This is a genomic window from Flavobacterium adhaerens (assembly GCF_040045115.1).
GTDB classification, from domain to species: domain Bacteria; phylum Bacteroidota; class Bacteroidia; order Flavobacteriales; family Flavobacteriaceae; genus Flavobacterium; species Flavobacterium adhaerens.
The window spans coordinates 127,733-145,513 of sequence record NZ_JBDLZX010000004.1 but is presented as its reverse complement, the minus strand read 5'-3'; the positions used below and the strand labels follow the sequence as shown (position 1 = coordinate 145,513).

Sequence of the window (17,781 nt, the reverse complement as noted above, 5' to 3'; positions counted from 1 at the left end):
AAAAAAATTAAAAATCAACCTAAAAACTGCTTACAAATTGCTGCTTTAAAACAGGTGTTCTATGAAAAAAATAAGAAAATAAAAAGCAACAATTACAAATAATAATAAGATGACTAAATTCAATTAAAATTGGCTTAAAAATTATTCTTCTTATAAATATAGTACAAAATACTGAATTCCAGCAGTATAATTCATAAAAAAAATCAACTAATAATTCGATCTTTTACATACTTCATTACAAAATTATCTCGATATACCAGACCCATATTTTGCGCAAGAAGTAATTCCTTTTTGCAGTATTGGCTAAAATGTTTTAACCATTTTTTTCAAAATTACTCCTTATGTAGACTATTTATAATTGTTACTATTTAGATTATTGAGATCATTAATTCTCATTAGACAATTGTTTTTCAATTCCAATCTAATAATCTTTTTTCTCCTTCAATATTTTTGATATCGGTAATATCCTGAGACATTTCGATTACACCTCTGTAGATTTTATTAGCATCTCTTACAGCAAAATAGCGGATATAAATCAATCGCTCTTTATAATTTATCCAAAATGAAGATTCATTTTTAGTTCCTTTTCTAAATTCGTCCAAAATTCTTAAAACTGTTCCAACACTTTTAGGAGGATGACAAAACTTTACCTCACGACCAATGATTCCGGCACTTCTAGGGAAAACGCGTTCTTCGCCACGATTGTAAAAAATCACCTTGTCGTTCTCATCCACATAGGTCAAATCTACAGGCATCGTTCTAAAAAGTAAATTAACCTGCTCTACGGTCATATAACCTTCATCATAATGTGAAGTATTCTCTAAAGAAAAAGGCAATTCTCTAATGGTAAAGTCTTCGCTTGGATGCACATACTCTTCTTTAGGATAAGCTGGTGGTGCTTGCGATAGCATCCAGCCAATTTCATCCTCTCCTTTTCTCATTTCAATCCAATCTCCCTCTGTTAAGAGTTCAAGTGAATTTGGAAACAAAACATCCTCTTCAACGGTTAGCAATCTATAAATTCCTTCCAGAAGAAGCGGTGTATTTATCTTGATACGTTCTGCATTATGCATCTTGATATAATACTGAATCAATCGAAATTGTTCCCTTAGATTATCGTGAAATGACCACATTCCTTGAGAGGGACCAACCCAACCTTTTTTTTCTAAAAAAGGAAAAAGTTGATTTTCTTTTCGCTCAAAACGCTTTTCTATCGTAAACAAGTGATTAAATATATTGATGTATTTTGGTAAATCTGTCAAAGGATTGACCTCTTTTAATTCCTTCAAAAGCGATGTAATCAATTCTTTTTCTAAAAAATAATTCCACACTGGATGACCCTCTGGTACTGTTGGCATATTGGCTGTATTTATCATAGCATTTTGGTTAGTTTCTTTTTTAAATTATATAATCAGGATAAAATATGAATAACAGAATACAAAATCTTTTTACCAATAAAGGATATTTTTATCTTTTATTGAATCGCAAATATATAAAAGATATTTTTGTCTTTTATTTGATTTTACTTTTTTTCTGAAAACTTTATGACAAAAAAAGAAAACAACTTGTTGTAAAACACATACAAAATAGCAATAAAATTTTCATGTAACATGATTTAAATCATATTCTTTTTACATAAACATTCTTAGTATTACAATTCTAAAATTGAGCAATAAAGCATTTATTTTCAAAACAATAAAAAAAATAAATTGAAAATATTTAATAAAGGATAAAGTTGTCTTTTATTATTAAAAAACATTATCTTTGTACTCATAAAATATCAACATTAAAATTAAGATCATGGAAATTCTAGAAAAAACAACAGTAGGAGAATATGTAGCAAAAGACTTTAGAACAGCAGCTTTGTTTTCAAAATACGGAATAGATTTTTGCTGTAAAGGAGATAGAACTTTGGAACAAGTTTGCGAAAAAAAAGAGGTGAATCCTGATGATTTATTGCAAGAAATCGAAGCCATTTTGAACACCAAAAGCGACGAAGGAATCGATTTTAATTCTTGGCCGTTGGATTTATTAGCAGATTATATCGAGAAAAAACACCATCGTTATGTAGAAGAAAAAACACAAATCATTCTTCCGTTTTTAGACAAACTTTGCAAAGTACACGGAGCTCATCATCCTGAATTATTTGCCATCAACGAACTATTTATAGGTTGTGCTGGCGAATTGGCTCAACACATGAAAAAAGAAGAACTGATTTTGTTTCCTTTTATCAAAAAAATGGTACAAGCCACTATTACAGACGAATTGATTGCTCAACCTCATTTTGGAACAGTCGAAAACCCAATCGAAATGATGAAACACGAGCACGATGCCGAAGGGGAACGTTTTAGAAAAATAGCCGAACTGACTAATAACTACACACCCCCAGCAGATGCTTGTAATACTTACAAAGTAACTTTTGCTATGTTGCAAGAATTTGAACAGGATTTACACAAACACATCCATTTAGAAAATAATATCTTATTTCCAAAAGCAATCAAACTAGAGAAAAATTTTTCTGCTCAATTATAATAACCACAAACACTAAACATCAACAACTATGGGAAAATATGTTATCAAAAGAAATGGAAAACACAAACCCTTTGAGCCCTATAAAATCAAAGACGCAATTGAAAAAAGTTTCAAAAGCGTTTCCGTAGTCGTTGATGGAAGTGTTTATCAGGAAATTAGCCAAATTCTGGACACTGAACAAATATGGGCTGTAGAAGATATTCAGGATTTAATAGAGAAAAAACTTTTTGATAAACAACATTTTGAAGTAATGCGTTCCTTTATGTTACATCGCCATACCCGAAAATTACAGCGAGAACATATTAACGGTTTAAACGATGATACCACTTATGTAGATAGCACACAAACTATTGAAGAATATATTAAAGAAACCGATTGGAGAATCAATGCCAATGCTAATACTTCTTATTCTAACGCTGGTTTGGTCAATAATGTAGCCGGTAAAATAATAGCTAATTATTGGCTGGATAAAGTTTACAACAAAGAAGAAGGCTATGCACATCGCAACGGCGACATACACATTCATGACTTAGATTGCCTCACGGGCTATTGTGCAGGCTGGAGTTTGCGAGCATTACTAAACGAAGGTTTTAATGGTGTTCGAGGTCGCGTAGAGAGTAAGGCTCCATCTCATTTTAGAGAAGCTTTGGGACAAATGGCCAACTTTTTAGGAATTTTACAAAGCGAATGGGCTGGTGCACAAGCATTCAGTTCTTTTGACACCTATTTGGCTCCTTATGTTTTTGCCGATGACTTGACATTTGATGAAATCCTAAAAGCCGTTCGTAGTTTTGTTTATAATCTGAATGTTCCTGCGCGTTGGGGACAATCGCCTTTTACCAATATTACATTAGACTGGGTAGTTCCCGAGGATTTAAAGCAACAAATTCCGACCAAAAACGATCATCATTTTTTTGAAAATAACATCGACTATTTCCTTTTGGTTCGTGCCAAAAAAAGAGGTGTTACAAAACTTACCGACTTAAGATACGAGCATTTTCAAGAGGAGATGAACCTCATCAATAAAGCATATTACACAGTTATGACCGAAGGCGATGCCAATGGTCAACCCTTTACCTTCCCAATTCCAACGGTAAATATCACCGAAGAATTTGATTGGGAAGGCGAAAATACCGATTTACTTTTTGAAAATACGGCCAAAATTGGTTCGTCCTATTTTCAAAATTTTATTGGGAGTCAATATGTTTTGGACGAAAACGGAAACCAAATCGAAAACGAGAGTGCCTATAAACCCAATGCTGTCCGCAGTATGTGTTGCCGATTACAATTGGATTTACGAGAATTATTAAAACGAGGTAATGGTCTCTTTGGTAGTGCCGAAATGACTGGAAGTATTGGAGTGGTAACTATCAACATGGCGCGATTAGGGTATTTGAATATTGGCGATAAAAAACAATTATACGCCGACTTAGATCAGCTTTTGCAGATAGCCAAATCGACTTTGGAGAAAAAAAGAATTTTCATTCAAGAAATGTATGATCGCGGTTTGTATCCTTACACCAAGCGCTATTTGTCGCATTTTAGAAATCATTTTTCGACCATTGGCGTAAATGGAATGAATGAAATGATACAAAATTTTACCGATAATAAAGACAGTATCGCATCGGATTCAGGGATAGAATTTGCAGCCGAAATCCTAGATCATATTCGCAATCGAATGAAAGAATTTCAAGAAGAAACAGGAAATCTTTACAATCTTGAAGCAACTCCTGCAGAGGGAACCACCTATCGTTTTGCCAAAGAAGACCGAAAACGTTTTGACGATATTATTCAGGCTGGTAATGGCGAAAATATATACTATACCAACAGTTCGCAAATACCAGTCGATTTTACTCAAGACCCTTTTGAAGCTTTGTTATTGCAAGACCAACTGCAATGCAAATATACCGGAGGAACCGTTTTGCATTTGTACATGAGCGAAAAAATAAGCTCTTCGGAAGCTTGCAAACAGTTTGTCAAAAAAGTGATATCCAATTTCAAATTGCCTTATATCACCGTTACACCCGTATTTAGCGTTTGTCCAAAACACGGTTATTTGAATGGTGAACACGAATTTTGCCCCAAATGCGACGAAATATTAATAACCGAAAAACAAAATCTAGTAACTCAAACAACTTAAACCTAAAAAAATGAAACCATCAACCAATCAAATTTTAGAAGAAAACCAAGAATTGCGTACCAAATGTTTGGTGTACACAAGAGTAATGGGCTACCACAGACCAGTAGAAAGTTTTAACATAGGCAAAAAAGGTGAACACAAACAACGAACACATTTTACCGAAAGAAAATGTTGCTAAACCCATTTATAGCATAACACCTTTTACTTTGTTAGACTATCCGCATAAATCAGCTTGCATTGTTTGGTTTGCAGGCTGTAATATGCGGTGTTTGTATTGTTATAATCCCGAAATTGTTTTTGGTAAAGGAAAAATTTCATTTGCAAAGGCGACCGAATTTTTAAAAAAAAGAAAACAATTATTAGACGCAGTTGTTTTTAGCGGGGGTGAATGCTTATTGCACAAAAAAAATATTTCATTTATTGAAGAAATCAAAAAAATGGGATTTTTAGTCAAAATAGACACCAATGGTTCCCAACCTCAAATCCTAAAAGAACTTCTCGATCAAAAACAAATCGATTATGTGGCATTAGATTTTAAAGCGATGCCTATTCATTTTGAAAAAATAACACAGTCTAAACTTTTTATTCCTTTCGAAAAGTCATTACATTTATTAATTCAAAGCCAATTGCCGTTTGAAGTTCGAACAACTGTTCATTCCGATTTATTAAAAAAAGAGGACATTTGTATGATGATCGACTATTTAGAAAAAAAAGGATACAGCGGGAATTATTACATTCAGCATTTTGTAAATGGGAGTTCAACCATAGAACCGTTAGGCTATTCGGTACAGGAATTAGAGAACGAATCTTTATCAACTCCAAAAATAAAAGTAATTTTTAGAGGATAATTCAATACACTATAAATTATGAACCATCATTTTTTACTAATCATTCATCTTTTAAGTGCTGCCATTTGGGTTGGTGGACATATCTTAATTGCATTGGGGTATTTGCCAAAAGCATTAAAGGAAAAAAATCCAAGCATCATTTTGAATTTCGAAAAAAAATATGAGCCTATCGGAATGACTTCATTAGTATTACTAGTCATTACAGGAATTTTGATGGCTTATCAATATGGAGTTTCTATAGAATATTGGTTTCAATTTGAAACTCCAATCGAAAAAGTGGTTTCGTCTAAACTGGCATTGCTATTAACCACTGTTGCATTTGCATTAAGCGCACAATTTAGAGTTTTGCCAGAACTTAGAAAAAATGCAGCCAAATTACCCGAAATGGCTTTTCACATTATATCCGTAACAACAATCGGAATTTTGATGCTTATTTTTGGGTCTTTTATTCGTTTTGGAGGTTTTTAAACACAATTGCAACTGCCTACCGTTATGCAAAAATCATGGATTCTAACTTGCTTTTTCAACTTTTTCGTTGCATCCCTTATGGGGTTACTGTTACGTTTTGTTTACGTTTGGCCTGTAGAAGGAATCAATTTTCAGTTCTTGATGCACGGACATTCGCATGTAGCCATGTTGGGCTGGGTGTACTTGATATTGTATTGTTTGATTATTCATTTTTATATTCCGAAAAAAGAACAAGAAAAGCCCGTTTTTAATCGCTTATTTTGGATTACCCAAATCGCCGTTATCGGAATGATGGTCGATTTTCCGGTTCAGGGTTATGCTTTTATCTCGATATTTTTTTCAACCTTACATATTTTTTGCAGCTATTATTTTGTATTCCTAATTTGGAAAAAAGCCAAAACCAACACTGTGGCAGAACAAAAAATGCTTCGAGCAGCATTGTTCTTTATGGTGATTTCGACCTTTGGAGTTTGGTGTTTAGGCCCCGCAGTTGGAATGTTAGGAAAAGCAAGTGCATTTTATCAAATAGCGATTCAATTTTTTCTTCATTTTCAATTTAATGGTTGGTTTTTATTTGCTGTATTGGCATTATTTTTCAAACAATATCAATTAAAAATTGAAGAACATACATTCCGTTTGAGTTTTAATTTGCTTGTCATTGCTACCATAATGACACTCGCATTGCCTGTAAGTTGGTATCTTTCGCATGCTATTTTTTACTGGATAAACGCAGTTGGAGTTGTTATTCAGTTACTGGCTGCGATTCTTTTCGTAAAACAATTGCAACCCCAATTTTCAAGATTTTATAGCTCCTTATCCAAGATAGAAAGAACAGTATATCTATTTACCCTTTTTTCTTTGGGGCTAAAAATCGTCATTCAATTGGTAGTTTTAATTCCCGAAATGGCACATATTTCACATCAAATCAGGAATTTTGTTGTAGGGTATATCCACTTAACAATGCTCGGGATTATAACGGGATTTTTGTTTGGATTGGTTTTGCAAAACAATTTTATCTCAGCAGAAAATACTGTTGTAAAATGGGGAATTGGATTCTTTTTATTAGGCTATGCGGCTACCGAAATACTATTATTTTTGCAAGGGACTTATTTGTTAATCAATCAAGAAACGCTTCCGGATTATTATTTGAATGTATTTATCGTTAGCATTCCGCTCCCTTTAGGGCTTTTGGGTATTGTTTTGGGTGAATTTATTATCAATGGAAAAAAATTCAAACAACAGAATTTAAATCGAGTATAGAACTTATTTTCTAAATTTGTAAAAAAAGTTAATTATGTTTTCAAAAACCTGTGAATACGGCATTAGAGCAACAATTTTTATAGCATCAGAATCCTATCAAAACAAAAGAGTTGGACTGAAAGATATTGCCAAAAAAATTGATTCGCCCGAAGCTTTTACAGCCAAAATTCTACAGATTTTGTCAAGAAACAACATTATCAAATCTATAAAAGGAGTTGGAGGCGGTTTTGATATCCCAAAAGAAAGCATGAAAGACATCAAACTATCACAAATTGTTACAGCACTAGAAGGCGATAGTGTATTTACAGGTTGTGGTTTAGGTTTATCGCATTGTTCCGAAGAACATCCTTGCCCCATGCACGACAAATTCAAAGCCATTCGGAATGAACTAGCTCATATGCTTGAAACAACCAACCTCGAGGAACTGGCTCAAGGAATAAAAAAAGGAGACACTTTTTTGAGATATTAAAAAATAGTTTAGTTAAATTTTTCAAATAAAAAATGTAATTCCTAACTATTATGAGCCAAAACAAAACTCCTGCTTTGAAAACACTTTTGAAGATTGACTATAAAGAAGACAACTCCATTTGGCTCACTAATAGTTTAACACTCCGCAAAATGATTGGAGTATTAGGAATGGCCTTACCCTTATTGTTATATACATTTTTGTATTTGGATAATGGTTTTCAATATCCTTTAGAATCCATTAGCCATTATTACTATACTCGTGTTAGCAGTATATTTGTAATAATACTCAGCCTACAAGCCTTTTTTTTGATTGTTTATAAAGGCAAAGATATTGTCGATTTTTATGTTTCTTTTTTCGCAGGGATATTTGCACTTTTGGTCTTATTATTTCCTACCAACAACATTACAAATCAATGTGGTGATGTGGCCAAAAAATATGCTGTCACTATTTTACCCGAAAGTGATTTCAGAATGTATTTTCATTATGCAATGGCAGGACTCTTTTTTATGTGTTTGGCCTATATGTCATTTTTTATATTTACAAAATCTGACAAATCAGCAAGAGCAAGAGGAAAACAAAAAACAATTCGGAATAGAATTTACAGGACCTGCGCATTGCTAATAATCTTTTCTTTGCTAATTCCACTTGCTGGATTATTAGAAATAATACCCGAAATTTATTTTGAAACCTACCCCATAACTTTTTGGGCCGAAACTATCGCTATAGAATCTTTTGGTTTTGCCTGGCTGATAAAAGGAGAAACGTTATTTAAAGATTAAATAAAAAAAGACCCAACCTAAATGCTGGGCCTCACTACTAATTCTCTATATTTATTTTATCAAATCGTTTGCTATTTAAACCGTTGCAACCTCAGGAATACCTATGGACTGAAGTTCATTTTTATATTTATTCAATTGTATTTCTAAGGTTTGTTTTCCTTTTTCGAACCAATTATGAGTAGCAAACAAAGACTGATAATACTCAATCCCATCATATAAATTACGCTTAAATGTATTCAGCTTTTTGGCTTGAGCCAAGGTAATTTGTTCCGAAAAAGAATCTATTTCCTTTTTTAAGTAATCCATATACATTTTCAACTCATTGATAACAACATTTGGGCGATCAATATTTCCAAGTACAGAAGTATTTCCATAAATATGTCTCACCATTTCTAAAAGCGAAACTTCTTTATCAAAATAAGCCAAATTTGGTCCTGGACAAATCACAACTCCTTGTGCCTGACCTTTTATTTTAATATTATTCTCAAGATACGAAGCATTTGCCAAACCTACACAAAGACAAGCTTTTACGGTTATCGCCTCTTTTCGTTTTGTATAAACATCAGCAGACAAAGAATCCTTTACGGCATCCAACTCTTCTAGTTTTAAATCCTGATATTTTTTTGACGCTGGACACATTCCTTTAGGACCATATTCTTTGCTCAAAGCTAAATATTTTTTAGGACAGGAGCTTCCTGCTTTATCTTCTTGAATACGTTTGTTTTTGTAAAAGTCATTTGTTGTACCTTTTACAGCGTTAAAAGGAATTCCTAGAGGCGAAAGGTCACTCAAATAAAAATCATCTTCTTTAGCTTTTTCTAGTAGCGCTCTAGTTTCCGGATCAACCGAAGTGGCCTCAGGAACCAATAAAAATGGCGACCCCCAACCTACAGAATCTACTTGATAATGTTCTAATAAAAAGTTATGCTCCTCAGCAGTACCAACACCTCCCTGCACCGTAATTTTTAATTCTAACGGTTGATGAGGAATTGCGACCCCTTTTAGCTCTAATGCCTTTACCATCAAATCATGAGCAGATTGGATCAACTGATCTTTCTTTTGTTTGAATTCTTCTAATATTGGCCCTAATAAATAACCATCGGTAGCAAAAGCATGTCCACCACAATTTAACCCTGATTCGATGCGGTACTCAGAAACCCAAAGTCCTTTTTTGGCTAAGAAATTCCCTTGAATCATAGCCGAACGAAAATCACTTACTTTCAAAATAATTTTCTTTTGCAACTTACCGTTTGCATCGGGATAAAACACTGGAAAGTTCTCAAAGTAAGCGTACAATCTAGGATTCATTCCTGCTGAAAGCACCACAGACGATGTCAATTTACTATTGGCAAAACCACGCAATGATGCATGAGCATCGTTGAACTCAACAGGCAATTGTTCGTTTTTTACAAAATTATCCTTATCTACTTTGGTCATAATGTTTACATCAATTTCTCCCAGTGTAAGATGTTCTTCAACATACTTTTTGACCGTTTCTTTTACAGCTATTCCTTCGTCTATAAGATTTTGAAGTCCTTGTCTAATTTCCGATTTATTGGGTAACATTGCAATGTAGTTTTCTAATGTCTGCTTGCTTTCGGACAATTCTATTTTAAAATTTTCGAATTTTTCTTTGACTATGGTATCCATCAAATTTAGATAGGAAGTAACGCGTTTGGCTCTAAAATCATGAATTTTTTCGCTAATTTCCTGATATGGGATTTTAAATTTTTTGCTGTAAAAAGCATTCATTTTTTCCATCAAATCATCATCTATAATAGAAACTACAGAAGATATACCATACTGAGCTACACGTATTGGACTATCAATCGTATAACCCAGACCCATTACTGGTATATGAAAAGTATGTTGGTTTTTTTTAGTCGTCATAAATATAAATTTTGCACAAATATCATTATAGAAATTTGCTTAAAACCTGATAAATGTCATACTCCAATCAAACAGATCCTAATACATTTGGAGATTGCAAAAACTCCAACTGCATTTTTTTTAACAAAAACATTTTTTTTGAACCTTTTAGAAAGCTTTTCTAAAGATGTAGCTTCAAAGTTTTACCCTATATTTGCATTGAATTACTATTCAATCATAAAAACACCATTAAAGTTATAATACAAATGAAAAGTCTTAAAGAGCGTATATTGGAATTGAAGAAAGAAAAAAATGCGGTAATCTTAGCGCATTATTATCAAGAATCCGATATACAAGATGTAGCTGATTATGTGGGAGACAGTTTGGGATTATCTCAAGAAGCAGCAAAAGTTGATGCCGATATTATTCTTTTTGCTGGAGTACATTTTATGGCTGAAACTGCCAAAATATTAAACCCAACTAAAAAAGTAATATTACCAGATTTAAAAGCGGGTTGTTCACTTGCTGATTCATGTCCTCCAGAAGATTTTAAGAAATTTACAGATGCACACCCAGATCATATTGTTATTACCTATGTAAACTGTTCTGCCGAAGTTAAAGCTTTGACTGATATTGTAGTTACCTCATCTAATGCCGTAAAAATTGTTGAGTCTATCCCAAAAGACAAACCAATTATTTTTGCTCCAGATAAGAATTTAGGTAAATATGTAATGGAACAAACTGGCAGACAAATGCTGCTTTGGGACGGATCATGTGTGGTTCATGAAGCATTTTCATTGGATAAATTAGTGTCTTTGTACAATCAAAATCCTGATGCTCAAATCATAGCACATCCCGAATCTGAGACACATATTCTAAAAACAGCTAACTACATCGGTTCTACCGCAGGAATGATTAGTTATGTAAAAAACAATCCAAGTAATAAATTTATTGTAGCTACCGAAGCAGGTATTCTACACAAAATGAAACAAGAAGTTCCGGATAAAATTTTAATCCCAGCACCTTCAAATGAGGATAACACTTGTGCTTGTAGCGAATGCGGATATATGAAAATGAATACATTGCAAAAAGTATATGATTGCTTATTGAATGAAACTCCAGAAGTAAATGTCCCTGATGACATTAGAGAAAAAGCATTAATCCCTATCGAACGCATGCTCGAATTATCATAATCAATGAGTACAACCAATTATTTAATTATAGGTTCTGGAGTTGCAGGTTTAACTTTTGCACTCAAAATGGCCAACCGTTTTCCCGAAAGAAACATTACCATAGTAACAAAAGCTACAGCTGACGAGTCAAACACTAAATATGCTCAAGGCGGAATTGCAATTGTTACCGACAAAACCGAAGACTCATATCAAAAGCACATTCAAGACACTTTAATCTGTGGTGACGGTTTATGCGATGAAGATGTCGTAAAAATGGTGGTAACCGAAGGTCCTAAACGATTAAATGAATTAGTTGAATGGGGAGCTCAATTTGATAAAAATGCCAAAGGCACTTTTGATTTAGGCAAAGAAGGAGGACATTCTGAAAACAGAGTAGTGCATCACAAAGACCAAACTGGTTATGAAATTCAACGTGCTATTTTGGAACAAGTAATGCAAAAAGAGAACATTAGTGTTCTGGATCATCATTTTGCATTAGAATTAATAACACAAGACAATCGTTGTATTGGCACTTATGTGCTTGACGAAAAAACAAACGAAATACTGACCTATCAATCCGATTATACCTTACTAGCCACTGGCGGAATCGGACATTTGTACGGTCATACTACCAATCCAATTATTGCAACAGGAGATGGTATTGCGATGGCTTACCGAGCCCAGGCTGCCATACAAGATATGGAGTTCATTCAATTTCACCCAACAGCCTTGTTTGACAACAGTAGCGGTTCTAAATTTTTAATCTCCGAAGCTGTTCGTGGTTTTGGCGCTCGATTGAGAACCAAAAAAGGAGATTTATTCATGCAGAAATATGATTCAAGAGGCGATTTGGCTTCTAGAGATATTGTTTCGCAAAGTATCGATTTGGAACTCAAAAAATCAGGAGATGAATGTGTTTATCTTGATTGTACACATCTTGATATCATAGGTTTTAAAAAACATTTCCCAATGATTTACAATCATTGCAAAAATTTGGGAATTGATATTGAAAAAGATTGGATTCCAGTAGTGCCAGCTCAACATTATTTGTGTGGCGGAATTGTGGTAGATCGTGACGGTAAAACATCTATCGAAAATTTATTTGCCTGTGGCGAATGTTCTAGAACAGGTTTACATGGAGCTAATAGATTAGCATCAAACTCTTTATTAGAGGCTTTGGTTTATTCAGACAAAATTTATCATTATCTAGCCGAAAATTCATTTGTATCTTCAAAACAAGCAAATCCTATTCAAAGCTGGACAAAACAGGGCAAAACTAAAATAGCTCCAGAATACATTGTCCAAACCAAAGCAAAATTACAATTGTTAATGCGCCAAAATGCAGGAATTGTCCGTTTTGATTCGGATTTAGTACCCACCCAAGAAACGCTCCAAAAACTGCAAAAAGAAATCAATGACGCAATTCAAAACCATATTGTTTGTAAAGATTTATACGAACTAAACAACATGATTAACATTGGAACCCTTATCGTACAACATTCTATTGAACGTAACGGTAATTGTGGTGGTTTTGTGAAATATTCTTCAAAAGACATTTAATTCTTTCCATAAAAAAAGATCTAATTATTTAAAATTCAATTAGATCTTTTTTATTCAATACAAATAGAGTCACTTATAATTTTTCTTCTTTTCTATTTCAGCTTTTATTCTTTTGTTAATGTCTATTTTAGCCCCTTTTAATACATAAATCGAAATTTCTCGCTCCAAAGCATAAACATTGATTCTTTTGCTTGCCAAATAAATGGTATCAAAAAAAGGTTTTTCTATTTTACGTTCTTTGTCCCGATCCCCTTCTTCTTTTACCAAAATGACATCCTTTATCTTCTTATCCAACACAATCCAGTCGATATAATCAGCATTAAAAGAATTAGCATTTACTTTTTTATTTCTACTATAATAATTTATCGCCCCAGCTTGCCCATAATTATCACAAAGAATTAAAGTGTGTTCTAAATCTGGCATCGTGGCACAAACAGAATCAACTTTGATTGCCAATTCTTTCCACCCCAACATATCGGCAAAATCCTGTGGCAAAGCATGATTTTTTCCATCTTCCCATCTAAGCAACCCTAAGTCTTCATAAAACTTACTATGGGCTACAATATATTTTGGACTTTGATTTGGAAATGCAACTTTATATAGCGGGATAAATGACAGTATTGGAATTCCTATCAAAATTAGGAGAAGATATCTCTTCTTACCTTCTTTTAATTTTTCGGCTAAAAAAACTGATCCAAAAGCAATATATATTGGATACAAACCAATGGCATAATAATCTTTGGCTCTTAAATAAATAAAAACGAACAATGTAAAAATGAGTGACCAAAAAAAGAATTTGTAATTCTCAAACGGTTTATAAATCATCAAAGCGATCCAACCACTAACAATCACCAAAATTGAACCAATAAAAAAAAGCAACTGCGATTTCAAAAAACCTACCCTGTCAACATGCACCAATTGAGTATCTGCCAATTCTTTTAAATGATGAATGACTGGAAAATCATTATCAAGTTGCCATAACACATTGGGCGCAATTAGCAGTAAACCAAAAACAAATGCGACATGAAATTTTGGTTCGATAAATATTTTACGCTGTTGGGTCAATAAAACAGCTGGAACCAATCCGATTAATAAAAAGACAATATTGTATTTGTTGAGAAATCCGTAGGCAAATACAAATGCGCCAATTAAAAGCCATTTTATTTTTTCGGTATTGATATATTTGATTAGAATAAAATAAAAGGTTGTCCAACACAAAACATCCAAAGAATTGGGCTGAAACAGAGTATTCAATCGCAAAAGACATGAAAACAAAATACTAGTGGCTCCCAAAATCAAAGCCAATAAGCTTCCTTTTAATTCCTTAATTGTTTTCCAAACTACAACAATCGTCAAGGCTCCAAACAAAGCAGGAAAAAATTTTACCCAAAAAACAGAATTCCCTAAACCATAAATTAAAAGCGAAATCCAAGATGTCAAGGGCGGAACCGATAAATACCCCCAAGCCAAATGATGCGCTTGATCTAAGTGCAAAAACTCATCACGCTGCAAGTCATAATCAGGACTTATCAATGAATATTGCAACACAAATTTGAGTAGAATAAAGCCTAGTAAAAGTGCTGTTTGTTTTGTCATCTAATTTGTATTATACCAACAAAGCCGATTTATTCTCTATATCATTTTTTACCAATAAAGATTCAATATTATTATAGGTCACCAATGCAATTTGAGTTAATGCTTCATTGGTAAAAAAGGCCTGATGCGCTGTCACCAAAACGTTTGGAAAACTCATCAACCTTTGAATAGCGTCGTCTTGAATGATATCGTCAGACAAATCTCGGAAAAACAGTTTTTCTTCCTGTTCGTAAACATCAATTCCAAGATAACCAACTGCCTCTTTTTTGAGAGCTAAAATTATATCCGAAGTGTTAATCAACCCACCACGACTGGTATTAATAATCATAACTGTATTTTTCATCAAAGCAATAGAATTTTTATTGATGATATGCTTTGTTGCATTATTCAAAGGGCAATGCAAGGAAATAACATCACTCTCTTTGAATACGGTATTTAAGTCAACAAATTCGACACCATCTTTTTCCATATCAGAATTGGCTACAATATCATAAGCCAAAACTCTGCATCCAAATCCCAAAGCTATTTTAGAAAAGGTCTTACCGATATTTCCAGTCCCAATAATACCTATTGTTTTACCGTGCAAATCGAATCCTAATAATCCATTTAATGAAAAATTTTGTTCTCGAACTCGATTGTAAGCTTTATTGGTTTTCCTATTTAATGTCAAAATCATAGCCATCGCATGCTCTGCAACTGCTTCAGGCGAATAGGCAGGAACACGACAAACTTTAATATTGTGTTTTCGGGCTGCTTCTAAATCGACATTATTAAAACCAGCACAACGCAATGCAATAATTTTTACATTTTTATTGGCCAACTGTTCAATGACAGACTCATTTACAACATCATTAACAAAGACACAAACAATCGCAGAATCTTGAATTAAACTTACGGTTTGTGGATTGAGTTGGGTTTCGAAATAATCTAATTGAAAACCAAACTCATTGTATTTATTAAAGAAATTTTTATCGTAAGGTTGTGCAGAAAAAAAGGAAATTTTGTGTTGGGTAAGATTTGTATTCATAAGCTTTTATACTATTTTTTTTTAAAAACTATTCTCATGAATAACAAAGCTACTAAAAACAAATGAAGATTTGCCACTAATACCCTAAAAATCACCCCCCAATCATAATCATACTTCGATTTTGAGAAAACAATTCGGGGTTTTGAAATTTAGTATCATCATCCATACCACCTCGCATAGCAAATTTGGATTTTATGTTCTGAAAAATGAGTGGTTCTATAGGCTCACCCGCTCTAAGTGTATCTAACAATGAGGTTTCGGTATTAGAGAACAAGCAATTTTTGAGTTTTCCATCAGCAGTCAATCGAATTCGGTTACAGGTACTACAAAAAGGGTTTGTAACCGAACTAATTACAGCAAAACTTCCTTGATAGTCCTTTATTTTATGATTTTTGGAAGTATCGTTTGGACTATCCTGTAATCGATTTACTTTTTTGTCAGTGTAAAAAGCATTCACCTTTGTAAGAATTTCAGAATACGAAACCAACTTATCCTTATTCCATCGATTATCATCAAAAGGCATAAATTCTATAAACCGTATTTGAACATTTCGTTCCTTGGTCAACTCAATAAAATCAACAATTTCATTATCGTTAAACCCTTTTATCAACACAATGTTCAGTTTTACTTTGAAACCATTATTTTCCAGCAAATCGATATTTTCGATTACTTTCTCAAAATAATTACGTCTCGTGATTTGATTGAATTTTTCTTTTTCTAAACTATCAATACTCACATTCAATGCTGTAATTCCGGCTTCTTTGAAGGTATCAATAAAATCATGAACCAAGATTCCGTTGGTTGTTAGAGTCAATTCTACACCTAATTTTCCTAACCTTTGCATAATGTCTTTGGCATCTTTACGGACTAAAGGTTCGCCTCCAGTCAATCTTATTTTAGTTACCCCAAGTTTGACAAAAGTTTCAGCAATTGTTACTATCTCATCAGCAGACATCAAATGTGCTCTCGGGGTCAAGGCAACACCCTCTGCTGGCATACAGTATGTACACCTCAAATTACAATGTTCTGTAATTGAGATGCGTAAATAATTGTGTTTTCTGCCGTGAGTATCTTGCATGCTAATCGTATTATAGTTTTATTTTTTAAGCTCCGTGATTAAACCCATTTAATATTTTAAACAAATGCAAAACAGACGGAAAAACGGCATCCATCGATTCGCTAGCTCCTGCCGTCGAACCTGGAAGAGCCATAATCAAGGTATTTCCTTTAAACCCCACCACCGAGCGAGATAACATTGCATAAGGTGTTCGATCTTGCCCGTAGGAACGAATCGCCTCTTCGATTCCCGGAATGCGTCTGTCCAACATAGGAATAACCGCTTCTGGAGTAACATCTCGATTAGACAATCCTGTTCCTCCTGTAATAACAACTAAATCCTTATTTTTCTCACAAAACGTAGTAATTGCCTCTTGAATATCATTAATCTCATCTGGAATTACCGTATAACTCGAAACACTTAAACCTAGTTTTTTTATTTTATCGGTAATGACTTTACCTGCTCTATCTTCTTTTTTACCACTCGCCACACTGTCTGAACAAACCATTACAGCAACAGATAAATCGAGTTTTTCTTTTGTTCTAAAGTCTGATTTTCCACCTTTTTTATGCAATAATTTTATAGTCGAAATCTCTACTTGTTTATCAATCGGTTTTAGCATATCGTACATTGTCAAAGCTACAATAGAGGCTCCGTGCATTGCCTCAACCTCTACACCTGTTCTGTAAATCGCTTTTACAGTAATCTGAATCACGATTGAATCTTCTAATAACTGGTATTCAATTCCAGTATATTCTATCGGCATCGGATGACAATCTGGAATAGAGTTGGATGTATTTTTTACAGCAAACAAACCAGCAGTTCGCGCCACTTCCAGTACATCGCCTTTAGGAACCGTTTTGTTTACAATAGCTTGCATTGTCGCTGGCGAACCAACTTTTACGATTGCCTGAGCTGTTGCTGTTCTTTGTGTAATTATTTTATGAGTTATATCTACCATTATTTTGTTTTATTTAATTTTCTATTTCGCAGAGATTCGCAAA

Annotated in this window: 16 protein-coding genes; 10 read left to right on the top strand and 6 right to left on the bottom strand. The window is 33.6% G+C overall.

From position 1 onward, the window contains the following. Positions 1-410 precede the first annotated feature (410 nt). Positions 411-1,376, bottom strand: a complete 966-nt coding sequence (locus ABEB18_RS06880) for a DUF438 domain-containing protein (RefSeq protein WP_348798458.1) — start codon at positions 1,374-1,376, stop codon at positions 411-413. A gap of 424 nt (positions 1,377-1,800) precedes the next feature. On the opposite strand from ABEB18_RS06880, the gene ric reads away from it, so the two are divergent. The 8 genes from ric (at position 1,801) to ABEB18_RS06840 (ending at position 8,496) form a co-directional block, all read left to right on the top strand. Beyond that, the gene (gene ric / locus ABEB18_RS06875) at positions 1,801-2,532 is read left to right on the top strand and encodes an iron-sulfur cluster repair di-iron protein (protein WP_348798457.1); all 732 of its coding nucleotides are present in this window, start codon (positions 1,801-1,803) and stop codon (positions 2,530-2,532) included. Positions 2,533-2,560: 28 nt separating this feature from the next. Then, positions 2,561-4,672: a ribonucleoside triphosphate reductase gene (locus ABEB18_RS06870; RefSeq protein ID WP_348798456.1), complete on the top strand. Its 2,112-nt coding sequence runs from the start codon at positions 2,561-2,563 to the stop codon at positions 4,670-4,672. 10 nt (positions 4,673-4,682) lie between these two features. Then, the gene (gene nrdD, locus ABEB18_RS06865) at positions 4,683-4,850 is read left to right on the top strand and encodes an anaerobic ribonucleoside-triphosphate reductase (RefSeq protein ID WP_348798455.1); all 168 of its coding nucleotides are present in this window, start codon (positions 4,683-4,685) and stop codon (positions 4,848-4,850) included. Then, entirely contained in the window at positions 4,804-5,520 is a 717-nt protein-coding gene (locus ABEB18_RS06860) for an anaerobic ribonucleoside-triphosphate reductase activating protein (RefSeq protein WP_348798453.1), read from the top strand. The genes nrdD and ABEB18_RS06860 overlap by 47 nt, the downstream gene beginning before the upstream one ends. 18 nt (positions 5,521-5,538) lie before the next feature. After that, positions 5,539-5,988, top strand: a complete 450-nt coding sequence (locus ABEB18_RS06855) for a CopD family protein (RefSeq protein ID WP_438861437.1) — start codon at positions 5,539-5,541, stop codon at positions 5,986-5,988. A 78-nt stretch (positions 5,989-6,066) separates the two neighbouring features. Further along, positions 6,067-7,248: a hypothetical protein gene (locus ABEB18_RS06850; RefSeq protein ID WP_348798452.1), complete on the top strand. Its 1,182-nt coding sequence runs from the start codon at positions 6,067-6,069 to the stop codon at positions 7,246-7,248. Positions 7,249-7,282: 34 nt separating this feature from the next. Then, positions 7,283-7,717: an RrF2 family transcriptional regulator gene (locus ABEB18_RS06845; RefSeq protein ID WP_348798450.1), complete on the top strand. Its 435-nt coding sequence runs from the start codon at positions 7,283-7,285 to the stop codon at positions 7,715-7,717. 50 nt (positions 7,718-7,767) lie between these two features. Next, positions 7,768-8,496 carry a hypothetical protein gene (locus ABEB18_RS06840; protein WP_348798449.1) on the top strand — a complete coding sequence of 243 codons (729 nt, stop codon included), beginning with the start codon at positions 7,768-7,770 and terminating at the stop codon, positions 8,494-8,496. Positions 8,497-8,571: 75 nt separating this feature from the next. On the opposite strand, the gene ABEB18_RS06835 is transcribed toward ABEB18_RS06840, so the two are convergent. Continuing rightward, positions 8,572-10,386: a hypothetical protein gene (locus tag ABEB18_RS06835; protein WP_348798448.1), complete on the bottom strand. Its 1,815-nt coding sequence runs from the start codon at positions 10,384-10,386 to the stop codon at positions 8,572-8,574. A gap of 245 nt (positions 10,387-10,631) precedes the next feature. Here ABEB18_RS06835 and nadA point away from each other — a divergent pair, with 245 nt between their 5' ends. Then, on the top strand, positions 10,632-11,558 hold the full coding sequence (nadA, locus tag ABEB18_RS06830) for a quinolinate synthase NadA (protein ID WP_348798447.1): 927 nt from the start codon (positions 10,632-10,634) through the stop codon (positions 11,556-11,558). Positions 11,559-11,561: 3 nt separating this feature from the next. Further along, the gene (nadB, locus tag ABEB18_RS06825; protein WP_348798446.1) at positions 11,562-13,097 is read left to right on the top strand and encodes an L-aspartate oxidase; all 1,536 of its coding nucleotides are present in this window, start codon (positions 11,562-11,564) and stop codon (positions 13,095-13,097) included. A 69-nt stretch (positions 13,098-13,166) separates the two neighbouring features. On the opposite strand, the gene ABEB18_RS06820 is transcribed toward nadB, so the two are convergent. The 4 genes from ABEB18_RS06820 to moaCB form a co-directional block, all read right to left on the bottom strand. Continuing rightward, complete coding sequence (locus ABEB18_RS06820; protein ID WP_348798445.1) at positions 13,167-14,693, bottom strand: glycosyltransferase family 39 protein; 1,527 nt, start codon at positions 14,691-14,693, stop codon at positions 13,167-13,169. Between the two features lie 10 nt (positions 14,694-14,703). Next, the gene (locus ABEB18_RS06815; RefSeq protein ID WP_348798443.1) at positions 14,704-15,720 is read right to left on the bottom strand and encodes a 2-hydroxyacid dehydrogenase; all 1,017 of its coding nucleotides are present in this window, start codon (positions 15,718-15,720) and stop codon (positions 14,704-14,706) included. Between the two features lie 91 nt (positions 15,721-15,811). Next, positions 15,812-16,798, bottom strand: coding sequence for a GTP 3',8-cyclase MoaA (gene moaA / locus ABEB18_RS06810; RefSeq protein WP_348798442.1), 987 nt, complete (start codon positions 16,796-16,798; stop codon positions 15,812-15,814). 25 nt (positions 16,799-16,823) lie between these two features. Continuing rightward, the gene (gene moaCB / locus ABEB18_RS06805; protein ID WP_348798440.1) at positions 16,824-17,738 is read right to left on the bottom strand and encodes a bifunctional molybdenum cofactor biosynthesis protein MoaC/MoaB; all 915 of its coding nucleotides are present in this window, start codon (positions 17,736-17,738) and stop codon (positions 16,824-16,826) included. Positions 17,739-17,781 lie beyond the last annotated feature (43 nt).